Source organism: Pseudomonas sp. DL (genome assembly GCF_047199225.1).
GTDB classification, from domain to species: Bacteria; Pseudomonadota; Gammaproteobacteria; order Pseudomonadales; family Pseudomonadaceae; genus Pseudomonas; species Pseudomonas aeruginosa.
Genome location: NZ_CP178323.1, coordinates 1,065,774 through 1,080,811 on the forward strand (window position 1 = coordinate 1,065,774; position 15,038 = coordinate 1,080,811).

Here is a 15,038-nt window from a genome sequence, read left to right on the forward strand (position 1 = left end):
CCGTGATGAATGATTTGAATGTTCTGGTGTTGGAGGATGAGCCTTTTCAGCGCCTGGTAGCCGTCACAGCCCTGAAGAAAGTGGTGCCCGGATCGATCCTCGAGGCGGCGGACGGCAAGGAGGCGGTGGCGATCCTGGAGTCCTGCGGACACGTCGACATCGCCATCTGCGACCTGCAGATGAGCGGCATGGACGGCCTGGCGTTCCTTCGCCACGCAAGCCTGAGCGGCAAGGTCCATTCGGTGATCCTCAGCAGCGAGGTGGATCCCATCCTGCGCCAGGCCACCATTTCGATGATCGAGTGCCTGGGCCTCAATTTTCTCGGCGACCTCGGCAAGCCATTCAGCCTGGAGCGGATCACCGCCCTGTTGACCCGCTACAACGCTCGTCGCCAGGACCTGCCGCGACAGATCGAAGTCGCCGAGCTGCCCTCCGTGGCGGACGTGGTGCGCGGCCTCGACAACGGCGAGTTCGAAGCCTACTACCAGCCCAAGGTGGCCCTGGATGGCGGCGGCCTGATCGGCGCCGAGGTCCTGGCACGCTGGAACCACCCGCATCTCGGCGTATTGCCGCCGTCGCATTTCCTCTATGTGATGGAAACCTACAACCTGGTCGACAAGCTGTTCTGGCAACTGTTCAGCCAGGGGCTGGCGACGCGCAGGAAGCTGGCGCAGTTGGGGCAGCCGATCAACCTGGCGTTCAACGTCCATCCTTCGCAACTGGGTTCGCGTGCCCTGGCCGAGAACATCTCGGCGTTGCTGACCGAGTTCCACCTGCCGCCCAGTTCGGTGATGTTCGAGATCACCGAGACCGGGTTGATCAGCGCTCCTGCCAGCAGCCTGGAGAACCTCGTGCGTCTGCGGATCATGGGCTGCGGCCTGGCGATGGACGATTTCGGCGCCGGCTATTCGTCCCTCGACCGGCTCTGCGAGTTTCCCTTCAGCCAGATCAAGCTGGACAGAACCTTCGTCCAGAAGATGAAGACCCAGCCCAGGAGTTGCGCCGTCATCAGCAGTGTCGTGGCGTTGGCGCAGGCGCTGGGAATTTCCCTGGTGGTGGAAGGGGTGGAGAGCGACGAACAACGGGTACGCCTGATCGAACTCGGTTGCTCCATAGCCCAGGGCTACCTGTTCGCCCGGCCGATGCCGGAACAGCACTTTCTCGACTATTGCTCCGGATCCTGACGCCGCCGCCCTGGCCTCGGCTGCCTCTAGCCGAACGCCGGGCCTCGCGCCGGACGCGTTTCCTTTCTAAACAACTGCCGGCCCTGCCGCACAGACCTTTCATGCGATCAAAACTATTCCTGCTGTTCTTCTGCCTGCTGCTGTCGGGCGGACGCCTGTTCGCCGTCGAAGCGCATCCGTCCCTGACGCTGTTCAGCCAGTTGCGCATCGAGCACGAGGACATGGCGATCGCCGAGGACGACTGGGCCTGGCTGCGCCACAAGGGTCACCTGAGGCTCGGCGCGGCGCTGGACGAGACCTCGCCCTTCAACGTCCGGCTCGACGACGAGAACTACGAAGGCATAACGGCGGACGTCGCCACGCTGGTCGGGCAGTTGCTCGGCATGCGCATCAAGGTCGTGAGCTTCGATACCCATGCGGATGCCGTGGCGGCGCTCGCTGCCGGAAAGATCGACCTGCTTGGCAGCCATTACAGCTCGGCGGGTGATTCCTCCCTGGTGCTCAGCCAACCCTATGCCCGTGATCGATTGGCGGTGTTCAAGCGGATGGGGGAAAAGCGCAACTCGCCGGAGGATCTCGCCGGACTCAGCGTGGCGGTGGCCCGGGAGCATGTCGGGGAATTGCGCCAGCGTTTCCCGCGGGCGCGTTTCGTGGTCTTCGGCAGCCATGACGAGGCCGTTGCCGCGGTGGCTTTCGGACATACCGACCTGTATCTCGACGATGTGCTCAGCGCCTACCACCGGATCAATCGGTCCTATTACGGCTACGTGAGGTTCGAGCGGTTTGCCGATGCCCGCCTGGAAGGGGGCTACGGCTTCCTCCTTCGTCGCGGCGACACGAACCTGTTGCGCGTCGTCAACTCGGCCATCGGAGCGATCAACCAGGACCGTCTCGAAAGCATCGCCAGGCGCTGGGTCGGCAGCGGTTCCCTGCCAACGGGCCAGCGTATCGCGCTGACGCCGCAGGAGAGTCGCTGGATCGCTCGCCACCCGGTGGTGCGGTTGGTCATCAACGACGACCTGGCGCCGCTGGCCTTCTTCAATTCCGACGAGACCTTCTCGGGCATCGCCTCCGACCTGCTGGACATGATTTCCCGCCGCACCGGCCTGCATTTCCAGGTCACGCCTCGCAGTGGCGGCTTCCCCGAGCAGATCGGCGTATTGGCCAGGAAGGAGGCGGACCTGGCGATCATGAGCCGCAGCAGCAAGCGCGAGGAAATGCTGCGTTTCACCCGCTCGTTCCTGTCCACCTCGTACGTCCTCGTCACCCGGGCGGACGACAAGGGACGCGCGGAGAGCCCCGGAAGCCTCGACGGCAAGCGCATAGCGATTCCCGCCGGCCATGTGGGCATGCAACAGGTGCGCGAGCGCTATCCGCAGGCCTCGATGGTGGAGGTCGGCGTCGCGCTGGATGCCATGAACCTGGTCTACGAAGGACGGGCCGACGCGGCGGTGGTGCCCCTGGTCACCGCTCGCTACTACATCGTCCGGTTGTTCCGCGAGAGGCTGGCGATCGCCGACCTGGTTCCCATCGGCGCGGCCACCGCCCACTTCGCCGTTCGCCGAGGCGACGCCGAACTCCAGTCGATTCTCGACAAGGCCTTGCTGAGCATCTCGCCGGACGACCTGAGCGATATCGTCAATCGCTGGCGCTCGCCGCCGGGAATGAGCGGCCAGACCTGGGTCGACTACATCCTGGTGATCACCGAGATCCTGGCGATCGCAGCGGCCTTGCTGCTGCTCTGCCTGGGCTGGGTCACTTATCAGCGCCGGCAGATCAGGGTGCGCGCGCGGGTCGAACAGGCGCTCAGCGATCAGTTGCGGTTCGTCGAGGCCCTGACCGACTGCATGCCTCCGCCGCTGTATGTGCGCGATGTCAACGGACGGATGCTGTCCTGCAACCGCAGCTACCTGCAGAGCGTCGGCTTGAGTTCCGAGGAGGTGATGAACCGCACCGTGCTCGAACTGCCCATGGAAAACTTCGAGACCGCTCCGGAGTTCCATCGCAGCTACCTGATGGCCATGCGCGAGGGCAGGACCATCGAGGCGGTCTACCCGGTGGCGCTGGGCGGTCGGGAGCGCTGGATCGATCACTGGATCCAGCCGTTCCGCGATTCCAGCGGGACCATCCGCGGTGTCATCTGTGGCTGGCTGGACATCACCGAGCACCGCCAGTTGATCGATGAGCTGGAAGAGGCAAAGAATCTGGCCGACGAAGCGAGCCGGGCCAAGACCACCTTCCTGGCGACCATGAGCCACGAGATCCGCACGCCGATGAACGCGGTGATCGGTATCCTCGAACTGGCGCTCAAGCGTGCCGAGACCGGTCGGGTGGACCGTTCCAGCATCGAGATCGCCTATGCCTCGGCGAAGAGCCTGCTGGAGCTGATCGGCGATATTCTCGACATCGCCCGCATCGAGTCAGGTCGCCTCAGCCTGTCGCCGAAACGGGCCAACCTGCGCGAGCTGGTGGAATCGGTGGCACGGGTATTCGAAGGCCTGGCCCGGCAAAAGCGCCTGAGCCTGGTGCTGGAGATCGATTCGAGCATCAACGGCGACGTACTGCTGGATGCCATGCGCTTCAAGCAGATCCTCTCCAACCTGGTCAGCAACGCGATCAAGTTCACCGACGAGGGCTCGATCCGCATCCGCATCGATGGCCGCCAGGTGGAGCCGTCGCTGTTGCAGGTCAATCTCTGTGTGGAAGACACCGGCATCGGTATTTCCCTGGGCGACCAGCAGCAGTTGTTCCGGCCTTTCGCCCAGGTCAACCGCAACCTGCAGAACACCGAGGGCACCGGGCTCGGCCTGGTGATCTCGCGCTCGCTGTGCGAAATGATGGGAGGGCGCCTGGTGATGAGCAGCGAGCTGGGGCAGGGTACGCGGATCGACGTCGAGCTGCGCCTGCAGGTGCTGGAACCGATCGTCGAGAACGTGCGGGCGATCCCGCTCGGCAGTCGCCAGGCGCGGCGGTTGCAGGTGCTGGTGGTGGACGATCATGCGGTCAACCGGCAGATCCTCCATCAACAGCTGAGCTTCCTCGGTCATGACGTGGAGGAAGCGGAGAACGGCCTGAGCGCTCTCAACCTGTGGCATGGGCAACCGTTCGACATGGTCATCACCGACTGCCACATGCCGCTGATGAGCGGCTCCGACCTTGCCCGCTCGATCCGCCAGGAGGAGCGCGAGAATGGCGAGGAGCCGGTGGTCATCATCGGCCTCACCGCGGACGCCCAGCCGGAGGAGATCGAGCGCTGCATCCAGGCTGGAATGAACGAGTGCCTGATCAAGCCCATCGGCCTCGATGTCCTCGAGGAGCGCCTGCTGGCCCTGGGCTTCGCCGCCGACGAGCTGCCCGTCACCATCGATGCCGAACCCGTCGCCATACCGACGGCCCCCCGTCTCTACGACCTGGATTCCCTGCATGCGCTGACCGGCGGCGAGCCGACGATGCTCAGGCGGCTGCTCGACGAACTGCTGACCAGCAACCGCAAGGACCTGGAGACCCTCGAGGGACTGGTGCAACGCCAGGAGACCGGCGAACTGGCCGAGCTGGCGCATCGGATCAAGGGCGCGGCGAGGGTGGTGCGTGGCGAGCAACTGGTGGAAAGCTGCCGGCGCCTCGAGGATGCCTGCCTCAGCCCGAACGCCTCGTTCGCCTGGGTGGAAGAGTGCGCCGTTGGGGTGAAACTGGCGATCCTCGCCCTGGACGAGAGCCTGGTGGAAGAGTGCACGGATTGACGTGGCCCGCGCCCGTTGCCCGGGCGGTAAACCAATCGTCATCGCTTTGCCCGAGGATCGGGCATGTCCAGGCGCGGAAAAGACTACACTCCGGTTGGGGAGCCTTTTCCGCGGAGCCTGACCAAAGATCGGAATACCGCCCTCGCGGGCACCCCAGCCGATTCCTGCGGTCAGATAGTCCTTCTGGAGTGCGTTGAACGAAAGGAACCAAGCGATGGCCGACCTGACCAGCCTGAGCATCGAGCATCTTCGCTCGCCACGGCTGTATACCCACCGTCTGATCCTGCGGCCCTGGCTGGTGCAGGACCGGGCCAGGTTCGCCGAGCTGAATGCCGATCCACTGGTGATGGAGTTCTTTCCGTCCTGCCTGGATCGTGCCCAGAGCGACGCGTTGCTGCGCCGCATCGACGCGCACTTCGCCGAGCACGGTTTTGGCTGGTGGGCGCTGCAGGTCAAGGGCGGCGATCCTTTCATCGGCTACGTGGGGCTGGAGGTCGTGGACTTCGATGCGCCCTTCGTACCCGCGGTGGCCATCGGCTGGCGTCTCGCCGCCGAGCATTGGGCGGAGGGCTTCGCCCACGAGGCGGCCGAGGCGGCGCTGAGCTACGCCTTCGATACCCTTGGCCTGGACCAGGTGGTGGCTTTCACCGTACCGGCCAACGAGAACTCCCTGGGGCTGATGGAGCGCCTGGGGATGCATCGCGATCCCACCGACGACTTCGAGCATCCCGACCTGCCTCCCGGCCACCGCTTGCGGCATCATGTGCTGTACCGGTTGACGCGCGAGGACTGGCTTCGCAGATGAGTCGGCCGTTTCCGAAAAGGCCTCCCATGAACGCGAACCTTCCCCCTTCCGCCATTTCCGAACTGCATGGCCCGCGCCTGCTGCTGCGCGCCTGGCGCGACAGCGACCGCGAGGCGTTCGCCGAGATGTGCGCCGACCCGCAGGTAATGGAATTCTTCCCCAGTGTGCTCGACCGCGCGCAGAGCGACGCCTTGGTCGATCGCGTCCAGGCGCATTTTGCCGAGCGTGGCTACGGGCCCTGGGCCCTGGAGCTACCGGGCGAGGCGGCGTTCATCGGATTCACCGGCCTGTTCGACGTGACCATGGACGTGCACTTCGCCCCGACCGTGGAGATCGGCTGGCGCCTGGCGCCCGCCTACTGGGGGCGTGGACTCGCCCGCGAAGCGGCGGAAACCGCCTTGGACTTCGCCTTCGAGCGGCTGCGCCTGCCCGAGGTGGTGGCCTTCACCACGCCGCCCAACCGCCGCTCCTGGGGATTGATGGAGCGCCTGGGCATGCGTCGCGATCCGGCCGAGGATTTCGACCACCCACTCCTGGCAGCGGATCACCCGATGCGCTGGCATATCCTCTATCGCGTCGACGCGGCCCGCTGGGCGGAGCGGTGAACATGGGCGACGGCGGCGGCGAGGTGCTCTCCTACCATCGCCTCAGCATGCATCGCCCGGAGCGCTACGCACCCGGTCCCGGCGGACTGGACTGGGCGACCCAGCCGGCGCCGTTCCGCCAGTACCGGGGCTGCCGGCAAATCGAACTGCTGCATCGGCCGCTGGAGGAGTCGCCACCCTACGACGGGGTGTTTTCCGGGCCGGCGGCCGCGCCCTCTCGGCTCGATCGCCGCAGCCTCTCGCAGATGCTCTACGACGGATTGGCGCTGTCGGCCTGGAAGGAGGCCGGCGGCACTCGCTGGGCGCTGCGGGTCAATCCGTCGAGCGGCAACCTGCATCCCACCGAAGCCTACCTGCTGCTTCCCGGCGGTACCCTGGAGCCGGCGCCGCTGCTCGCCCACTACCGTCCCGACAAGCATGCCCTGGAGGTGCGCGGCGAACTGCCGGCGCCGCTGGCTTCGCTGCTGGATGACTGCTTGCCGCCCGGCGGCTGCCTCCTGGCATTGACCAGCGTGCCCTGGCGCGAGGCCTGGAAATACGGTGAGCGAGCCTATCGCTACTGCCAGCATGACCTCGGCCACGCGCTGGCCTGCCTCTCGATCGCCGCGGCGATCCAGGGCTGGGAGATGCGCCTGCTGCGCGGCGTCGCCGAAAGTGCACTGGACGGCCTGTTCGGCCTTGACCGGGACGGCTTCGCCGAGTGCGAGAGCGTCGACGCACTGTTCTGGATCGGGCCGGCGCTCACGCAGGAGCCTTCCCTTTCGCCGCGCCTGTGCGAAGGACTGGCGGCCCTGCCGTTGGCCGGCGCGCCGAACCGGCTGTCGCGGGAGTACCGGGACTGGCCGGAGTTGCAGCGGATACATGGGCTATGTCGGGCGCCGCGCCTGCCGGCACGCCCGTGGAGGGTCGCACCGGGCGAGCCCGGCAACGACAACCCCGGCCTGCCGCTGCGACCGCTGCTGCATCGGCGGCGTAGCGCGCAGCGCATGGACGGGCGCGCCGGCATCGATGTCGGGCTGCTGCGGGCCTGGCTGCGCAGGCTGCTGCCGGAGCGCTCGCCGGTGCCTTTCGCGGTCACCGGCGAGGCCGCGCGGGTCGATCTGCTGCTGTTCGTCCATCGCGTCCGGGGCCTGGTGCCGGGGTTGTACTGGCTGGACCGCAGCGGCCTGCGGCGGCCGCCGATGCGCGAGGACTTCCTCTGGCAGCACGTCGATCCGGAGTTGCCGCTGTACCTGTTGCAGGAAGGCGATGCACGCGCGCTGTCGGCGTATCTCTCCTGCCAGCAGGACATCGCCGGCGACGGCTGCGTCGCGCTCGCCATGCTCGCCCATCTCGGTGCGGCGCTCGAAGAAGGTCCCTGGTGCTATCCGCGGCTGTACTGGGAATGCGGGCAGGTCGGCCAGTTGCTCTACCTCGAGGCGGAGGCCGCCGGGCTGTCTGGGACGGGTATCGGCTGCTACTACGACCCCCTGGTGCATGAGCTGCTTGGACTAACGGATGAGTCCATGGCCAGTCTCTACCATTTCACCCTCGGCCGCGCGGTGTGGGACACTCGTCTTTGCAACATGCCCGCGTACCCGGCCATGCGCCGCGACTAGCCCGTCGACAGCCCGAATTCGAGGAAACACCCCATGACCCAGATACTGGACAACCTGGTGGCTTTGCTGAGCCTGGAACCCATCGAGGAGAACCTGTTCCGGGGCATGAGCCAGGATCTCGGCTTCCGCCAGCTCTATGGCGGCCAGGTCCTGGGGCAGGCGCTGTCGGCGGCCAGCCAGACGGTGGAGGACGATCGCCACGTACACTCCATGCACGGCTACTTCCTGCGTCCCGGCGACGCCAGCATGCCGGTGGTGTACCAGGTGGACCGGGTGCGCGACGGCGGCAGCTTCAGCACCCGCCGGGTCACCGCGATCCAGAAAGGCCAGCCGATCTTCACCCTGAGCAGCTCCTTCCAGTACGACGAGGAAGGTTTCCACCACCAGATCGAGATGCCCGAGGTGGTTGGCCCGGATAATCTGCCTTCGGAACTGGAGCTGACCCGCCAGCGCGCCGAGCGGATTCCCGAGCGCATCCGCGACAAGCTGCTGTATCCGAAGCCCATCGAGATTCGTCCGGTCACCCAGCACGACCCCTACGACCCGCAGCCCGACGAACCGGTGAAGTACCTCTGGTTCCGTGCCGACGGCAAGCTGCCGGACGTCCCGGCGCTGCACAAGTACCTGCTGGCCTACGCCTCGGACTTCGGTTTCCTTACCACCTCGATGCAGCCCCATGCCGTTTCGGTGTGGCAGAAGACCATGCAGGTCGCCAGCCTCGACCACGCCCTGTGGTTCCACCGCGACCTGCGCGCGGACGAGTGGCTGCTCTACGCCATCGACAGCCCCTGGGCCGGCAACGCACGCGGTTTCGTGCGCGGCAGCATCTTCAACCAGAGCGGCCAGCTGGTCGCCTCGTCGAGCCAGGAAGGCCTGATCCGCAAGCGTGAGGACTGGGCGTGAGGCTGGCCGACATCCGCCACTGGGTGTTCGACATGGACGGCACCCTGACCCGGGCCGTGCACGACTTCCCGGCGATCCGCCGAGCGCTGGACATCCCCGAGCAGGACGACATCCTGCTGCACCTCGCCGCCCTGCCCGAGGCCGAGGCGGCGGCCAAGCACGCCTGGCTGCTCGAACACGAGCGCGCCCTGGCCGAGGCCGCGCGGCCGGCGCCGGGCGCACTGGAACTGGTGCGCGAGTTGCAGCGGCGCGGCGTGCGCCTGGGCATCCTGACCCGCAACGACCACCAGTTGGCGCTGATCACCCTCGAAGCGATCGGCCTGGGCGGCTGCTTCCCCACCGAGCACATCCTCGGGCGCGGCGAGGCGCGGCCCAAGCCGGACCCTGATGGCTTGCTGCGCATCGCCCGACGCTGGAACGTGACGCCGGCGGAGCTGGTGATGGTCGGCGACTACCGTTTCGACCTCGACTGCGGACGCGCCGCGGGTAGTCGCACGGTGCTGGTCAACCTGCCGGAAAACCCCTGGCCGGAGCTGGCCGACTGGCACGCTGCCGATTGCCATGCGTTGCTCGAGCAACTGCAAACGCCGTAGGAATATCCGGCGGAAAACCTCGAGGGCGGCAGCGCCAGCGGCTCCCCGAAAACGAAAAAAGCGCAGGAAGCCAGGCTCCTGCGCTTTTTTCCTGCGCATCCGTGCGGGATGCGGCGGCCGTTATCAGCCGTTGATCGCGTCGGTCAGTGCCTTGGCCGGAACGAACTTGGCTACACGCTTGGCAGCGATCTCGATCGCCTTGCCGGTCTGCGGGTTGCGGCCGGTGCGCGCGGGACGCTCGGAGACCTTCAGCTTGCCGATACCCGGCAGGGTGATTTCGCCATCGTTCTCCAGGGCGTCCTTGACGATCTCGGCGAGCTGGTCGAGCGCGCTGCGAACGGTGGTCTTCTGCGCGTCGATGGCTTCGGCGATGTCCTGGATCAGTTGGTCTTTGGTCAGTGCCATGGTGGTGTAGCTCCTTGGTAAAAGACTGCGCGAGGGGCCTCGCACAGAAACGGGCGTGATTTTAAACAGCTTGGCGCGAATAAGGTTCCCTTTTCTCCGCTTATTTGTTTCCTCGCACGACGCGCATGACAGAGCCGTTACAGAGGTTTTCGCGGCTGTCCGGAATGATGCCGGCGTCGGTTGCCCGACGCATCCTCATGGTTCTGCCAGGGCGCATGCCTCCGGTTCTTAGTTAAGGATTATTGGTTATTTATAGGTTAGGGTTTCATCCACTAGGGTTATAAGCAGGACATCCCGTCCCTTTCCATCACCGGAGCCTGCTTACCTCGCGCCAACGCCTGGCCCTCGCTCCCCGTTCGAGGTGCCGCATGAGCGAAGCCCGGCTCCACTCGCCCGACCCCAGGACACCGCGACCCATGGCCGGTTGGGCGGCAAGCCTGCGCGACAGTGGCCTGCTGGCGCTGGCAGTGCCGCGCGTGTTCGCCGGCATGGAGCGGGACTGGGGGGAAATCTTCGCTGGCGTCCGCCACCTGGCCGAGCAGGAACTCGAGTTGGCACGGCGCCTGGCCCTGCATCATCTGCAGATCGCTTCCATTCGCCTGCTGGGTAGTCCTGAACAGCAGCGCCGCCTGTTGCCGGCCAGCGTCGAGCGCCGCTGGCTGTGGAGCGAGGCGGTCGATCTGCGGCGCGCCCAGCCCGAAGCGCAGGAGCACTGGCGGGGCGGTTTCCTGGTGGGTGGACGGGGTAGCGATTGCTTCGCCGTGGAAGACGTGGATCGCTTGCTGATCTCAGCCTGGCACGCGCCCTCCCGCGCTCACCTGATCGCTGTCGCCGAAACGGGGCGGGCAGGCATCGACATCTCCGGCCTCGCCGATGGCTCGGGGCTGTTCTTGCCCGCCGGGCAGCGACTGCATTACCAGCGGCTGCGGCTGCATCCCGAGGACATCCTGGTGCCGCCCGGCCTGCCGCCGACCCCGTGCGGGCAACTGCGCGAAGGCTTGACCCGATTGGCCCAGGCCAACCTCGACCTGGGCCAGGCTGCGCGGGTGCCGGGCGACGTGGCGGGGCAGGGAGAGGCGCCGCGTCTCCTCGCCCTCGCGCTGCGTCTTGTCGAACTGGCGGCGGAGTCCTTCCAGGCGGCATTCGCCCGCGGCGGCGCGCTGACATTCCGCGAAAGCGCGGCGGCGTCGCTGCTGGCGAGCGAGGCGGAGGCGGTGGCCCGCGCCGGGCTGCTCGCCTGCCTGCGCCGACAGGCCCTGGAAGCCCGTTTGCTGGGCGCGGCCCTGTAGGGACGGGGGCATGGAGCAAGGGCGGAAGGGCATCCGGGGGCGCATTCGCGCTCATAAACTAATTCCAAAATATTATTTATATCGAGTTTTTTATATCTGTAATCTGCATCGCACCGGACCACCGGACTCGCTGTCGCCACCCATTGCCCGTCCCTGGTCCGTTCTCCTCCGGAGCGCGGCACCGTTGCCTCCGAGGTTCGCCCGATGAAACGCCCGAATTCCCTGCACCGCCTGGTGGCAGCCCTGGCCTTTGCCAGCCTTTCCGTCGCCGCCCAGGCCGCCGACATCACGGTCGGCTACCAGACCGGCATCGACCCGACCAAGGTGCCCCAGGCCGATGGCCTGTACGAGAAAGCCATCGGCGAGAAGATCGACTGGCGCCGCTTCAACAGCGGTCCGGAAGTGATCGCCGCGCTCGCCTCCGGAGACCTGCAACTCGGCAACATCGGGTCCAGCCCGCTGGCAGCGGCGACCTCGCGGAAGCTGCCGATCGTCGCCTTCATCGTTTCCGCGCAGATCAACGCCGCCGAGGCGCTGGTGGTGCGCAATGGAAGCGGGATCGGGAAACCCGAGGACCTGGTCGGCAAGACTATCGCTACCCCGTTCGTTTCAACCTCCCACTACAGCCTGCTCGGCGCCCTCAAGCACTGGCAGATCGATCCGTCCAAGGTGAAGATCGTCAACCTCAACCCGGCCGAGATCGCTGCCGCCTGGCGTCGCGGCGACATCGACGGGGCCTTCGTCTGGTCGCCGGCGCTGGGCGAGATCAAGAAAAGCGGCAAGGTCCTCACCGACGCCGCCGAAGTCGGCCAGTGGGGTGCGCCGACCTTCGAGGTGTGGGTGGCGCGCAAGGACTTCGCCGAGAAGCATCCTGAAATCGTCGCCCGCTTCGCCCGCGTCAGCCTCGATTCCTTCGCCGACTACAACGCGCACAAGGCCGAATGGACCGCCGACTCCGAACCGGTGAAGAAGATCGCCCGGCTGACCGGCGCCGATCCCAGGGACGTCCCCGAACTGCTGGCCGGCTCGACCTTCCCGGAAAGCCAGGCGCAACTGTCCGCCGACCTGCTCGGCGGCGGCACCGCCAAGGCTATCGCCGGCACTGCCGAATTCCTCAAGGAACAGAAGCGCGTGCCGGCCGTCCTCGGCGACTACTCGCCCTACGTCAGCGCCGACTTCGTGCGCCAGGCGGAGCAGGTCCAGGTCGGCCAGCGCTGAATTCCGCGACTCCGCTCCGGCCTGTCGGAGCGGAGGCTTTCTTACCCTACGGAGGGCAGAACACATGAGCCGTCTGACGGCCGAGGCGATCAGCCTCTCATTCGAACAGCGCGGCCAGCGCCGCGCCATCCTCCGCGATCTCAGCCTGGGCCTGGCCAAGGGCGAGTCGCTGGTGGTGCTGGGTCCTTCGGGCTGCGGCAAGTCGACACTGCTGAACATCCTTGCCGGTTTCCAGAAGCCGGACCAGGGACGCGTGCAGATCGACGGCCGGACACTCGAAGGGCCCGGCGGCGAGCGCGGCGTGGTATTCCAGGACGACGCCCTGATGCCCTGGCTCAACGCCCTCGACAACGTCGCCCTGGGCCTGCGCATCCGTGGCCTGGGCAAGGCCGAGCGCACCGCGCGGGCGCGCCAGGTCCTGCAACTGGTGGGCCTCCAGGAGTACGCCGAGCAGTCCGTCGCCCAGCTCTCCGGCGGCCAGCGGCAACGCCTCGGGCTGGCACGCGCGCTGGCGGTCGAGCCGGACTTCCTGCTGCTCGACGAGCCGTTCGGCGCGCTCGACGCGCTGACCCGCGAGCGCATGCAGGTGCTCCTGCTGGACCTGTGGAAGCAGACCGGCAAGGGCCTCTTCCTGATCACCCACAGCGTCGACGAAGCCCTGTTCCTGGCTACCGACCTGGTGGTGATGGACGGCCCGCCGGCGCGCATCGTCAAGCGCCTGCCGGTGGACTTCGCGCGGCGTTACGCCGCCGGCGAAACGGTGCGTTCGATCAAGGCTGATCCCGAGTTCGGCCGTTTGCGCCAGGCGTTGCTGGACGAATTCCTCGATGTCGCGGAGGCCGAACATGCCCACTGATACCCTCGGACTCGCCGTTGCCAATCCTGTCCCGTGCAAGCGCCGTCTGCCCGGCGACCGTCGGCGCTGGGCCGCCGGTGCCAGCGTGCTGGCCCTGGCCCTGCTGTGGTGGGCGGCGACCCGTTTCGGCTGGGTCGACGTGCTGTTCCTGCCGGCGCCCGAACAGCTCTTCGAAGCCCTGCAACGGCTATGGCAGGAGGGCTACCTCGATGCCAGCCTGCTGCAACACGTCGGCACCAGCCTGCTGCGGGTGCTCCTGGCGCTCGGCGCGGCGGTGCTGACGGCGATCCCGCTGGGCGTGCTGATGGGCCTCAATCCCTTGGCCGGAGCGGCCCTCGATCCGCTGGTGGAGTTCTACCGGCCGATCCCGCCGTTGGCCTACCTGCCGTTGATCGTCATCTGGTTCGGCATCGGCGAGCTGAGCAAGGTGCTGCTGATCTACCTGGCGCTGTTCGCGCCGCTGCTGATCGCTACCGCCGCCGGCGTGCGTCGCGTCGACCGATCGCGGGTGCAGGCGGTGCGCTGCCTGGGGGCCAGCCGCTGGCAGGTGGTGCGCTACGTGATCCTGCCGAGTGCCTTGCCGGAGGTCCTCACCGGCCTGCGCATCGCCCTCGGCGTCGGCTGGTCGACCCTGGTCGCCGCCGAGCTGATCGCGGCCAACCGAGGCCTCGGCTTCATGGTCCAGTCCGCCGCGCAATTCCTCGCCACCGACGTGGTGGTGGTCGGCATCCTGCTGATCGCCGCCATCGCCCTGGCCTTCGAACTGGGGCTGCGCTGGGTCCAGCGGCGCTTCGCCGCCTGGGGTTGAGCGCGAGAGTCCCGAGTCATTTCCGAACCGGCCTTCACTCACGCGGCGAAGGCCGGAGCGAGGGCGCGCAGGGCGCGCCCGCAACCTGCCCGACGAGTAGCACGACATGAGCCTGACCATCCAACCCATCAGCCCGGCCCTGGGCGCCATCGTTTCCGGCATCGACCTCGGCGCGCCGCTGGACGACACCGGCCAGCGGGCCATCGAGCAGGCCCTGCTCGAACACCAGGTGCTGTTCTTCCGCGACCAGTCGCTGGAACCCAGGAGCCAGGCGCGCTTCGCCGCCCGCTTCGGCGACCTGCACATCCATCCGATCTACCCCAGCGTGCCGGAGCAGCCGGAGGTCATCGTCCTCGACACCGCGGTCACCGACGTGCGCGACAATGCCATCTGGCACACCGACGTGACCTTCCTCGAGACCCCGGCGCTGGGAGCCGTGCTCGCCGCCAAGCAATTGCCGCCGTACGGCGGCGACACCCTCTGGGCGAGCAGCACGGCGGCCTACGAGGCGCTGTCGGCGCCGCTGCGGCGTCTGCTGGACGGCCTCACGGCGACCCACGACATCGGCAAGTCCTTCCCTCGCGAGCGCTTCGGCGTCACCGAGGCCGACCTGGCGCGCCTGGAGGAGGCCCGCCTGAAGAATCCGCCGCGCTCGCATCCGGTGGTGCGCACCCATCCGGTCACCGGGCGCAAGGGCCTGTTCGTCAGCGATGGCTTCACCACCCGCATCAACGAACTGGAGCCGGCCGAGAGCGATGCGCTGCTGAAGTTCCTCTTCGCCCATGCCACGCGACCTGAATTCACCGTGCGCTGGCGCTGGCAGGAAAACGACGTGGCGTTCTGGGACAACCGCGTGACGCAGCACTACGCGGTGGACGATTACCGGCCACAGCGGCGGGTCATGCATCGCGCCACCATCCTCGGCGACAAGCCCTTCTGACGACGCCGCGCGCGGGCTTCCTCCGGCGGCCCGCGCCGGCAACTGTGCGTTCCGCCAGCTTTTGCTCTCGAAAAGGTCGCCTCTGCGACATTCG

At 67.1% G+C, this 15,038-nt stretch carries 13 protein-coding genes; 12 read left to right on the forward strand and 1 reads right to left on the reverse strand.

The window, feature by feature from the left end:
* The first annotated feature begins 5 nt into the window (after nucleotides 1–5).
* The 7 genes from rocR (at nucleotide 6) to ACI766_RS05045 (ending at nucleotide 9,428) form a co-directional block, all read left to right on the forward strand.
* Nucleotides 6–1,184 carry a two-component system response regulator cyclic di-GMP-specific phosphodiesterase RocR gene (rocR, locus tag ACI766_RS05015; RefSeq protein ID WP_003106013.1) on the forward strand — a complete coding sequence of 393 codons (1,179 nt, stop codon included), beginning with the start codon at nucleotides 6–8 and terminating at the stop codon, nucleotides 1,182–1,184.
* A 101-nt stretch (nucleotides 1,185–1,285) separates the two neighbouring features.
* A complete protein-coding gene (locus tag ACI766_RS05020; protein ID WP_003106014.1) occupies nucleotides 1,286–4,924 on the forward strand; it encodes a transporter substrate-binding domain-containing protein in 3,639 nt (1,212 codons plus the stop codon).
* A gap of 214 nt (nucleotides 4,925–5,138) precedes the next feature.
* Entirely contained in the window at nucleotides 5,139–5,729 is a 591-nt protein-coding gene (locus ACI766_RS05025; protein WP_003106016.1) for a GNAT family N-acetyltransferase, read from the forward strand.
* Nucleotides 5,730–5,755: 26 nt separating this feature from the next.
* Complete coding sequence (locus ACI766_RS05030) at nucleotides 5,756–6,334, forward strand: GNAT family N-acetyltransferase (protein WP_076938850.1); 579 nt, start codon at nucleotides 5,756–5,758, stop codon at nucleotides 6,332–6,334.
* Nucleotides 6,335–6,336: 2 nt separating this feature from the next.
* Nucleotides 6,337–7,932, forward strand: coding sequence for a SagB/ThcOx family dehydrogenase (locus tag ACI766_RS05035; protein WP_003453913.1), 1,596 nt, complete (start codon nucleotides 6,337–6,339; stop codon nucleotides 7,930–7,932).
* A 33-nt stretch (nucleotides 7,933–7,965) separates the two neighbouring features.
* Nucleotides 7,966–8,835 (forward strand): acyl-CoA thioesterase II, encoded by an 870-nt coding sequence (tesB, locus tag ACI766_RS05040; protein ID WP_003093084.1) that lies wholly within the window; start codon nucleotides 7,966–7,968, stop codon nucleotides 8,833–8,835.
* Complete coding sequence (locus ACI766_RS05045; protein WP_003107576.1) at nucleotides 8,832–9,428, forward strand: HAD family hydrolase; 597 nt, start codon at nucleotides 8,832–8,834, stop codon at nucleotides 9,426–9,428. The genes tesB and ACI766_RS05045 overlap by 4 nt, the downstream gene beginning before the upstream one ends.
* Before the next feature lie 123 nt (nucleotides 9,429–9,551).
* Here the strand turns inward: ACI766_RS05045 and ACI766_RS05050 are convergent, their stop codons facing one another.
* Entirely contained in the window at nucleotides 9,552–9,833 is a 282-nt protein-coding gene (locus tag ACI766_RS05050) for an HU family DNA-binding protein (protein WP_003093079.1), read from the reverse strand.
* A 368-nt stretch (nucleotides 9,834–10,201) separates the two neighbouring features.
* Here ACI766_RS05050 and ACI766_RS05055 point away from each other — a divergent pair, with 368 nt between their 5' ends.
* The 5 genes from ACI766_RS05055 (at nucleotide 10,202) to tauD (ending at nucleotide 14,944) form a co-directional block, all read left to right on the forward strand.
* Nucleotides 10,202–11,122: an acyl-CoA dehydrogenase family protein gene (locus tag ACI766_RS05055; RefSeq protein WP_003143037.1), complete on the forward strand. Its 921-nt coding sequence runs from the start codon at nucleotides 10,202–10,204 to the stop codon at nucleotides 11,120–11,122.
* Nucleotides 11,123–11,326: 204 nt separating this feature from the next.
* Nucleotides 11,327–12,340, forward strand: a complete 1,014-nt coding sequence (gene tauA, locus ACI766_RS05060) for a taurine ABC transporter substrate-binding protein (protein WP_003114314.1) — start codon at nucleotides 11,327–11,329, stop codon at nucleotides 12,338–12,340.
* A gap of 64 nt (nucleotides 12,341–12,404) precedes the next feature.
* Complete coding sequence (locus tag ACI766_RS05065) at nucleotides 12,405–13,196, forward strand: taurine ABC transporter ATP-binding protein (protein WP_003114313.1); 792 nt, start codon at nucleotides 12,405–12,407, stop codon at nucleotides 13,194–13,196.
* Entirely contained in the window at nucleotides 13,186–14,004 is an 819-nt protein-coding gene (locus tag ACI766_RS05070; protein WP_023121936.1) for an ABC transporter permease subunit, read from the forward strand. Before ACI766_RS05065 ends, ACI766_RS05070 begins: the two co-directional genes overlap by 11 nt.
* A 106-nt stretch (nucleotides 14,005–14,110) precedes the next feature.
* Entirely contained in the window at nucleotides 14,111–14,944 is an 834-nt protein-coding gene (tauD, locus tag ACI766_RS05075) for a taurine dioxygenase (RefSeq protein ID WP_003114311.1), read from the forward strand.
* Nucleotides 14,945–15,038 lie beyond the last annotated feature (94 nt).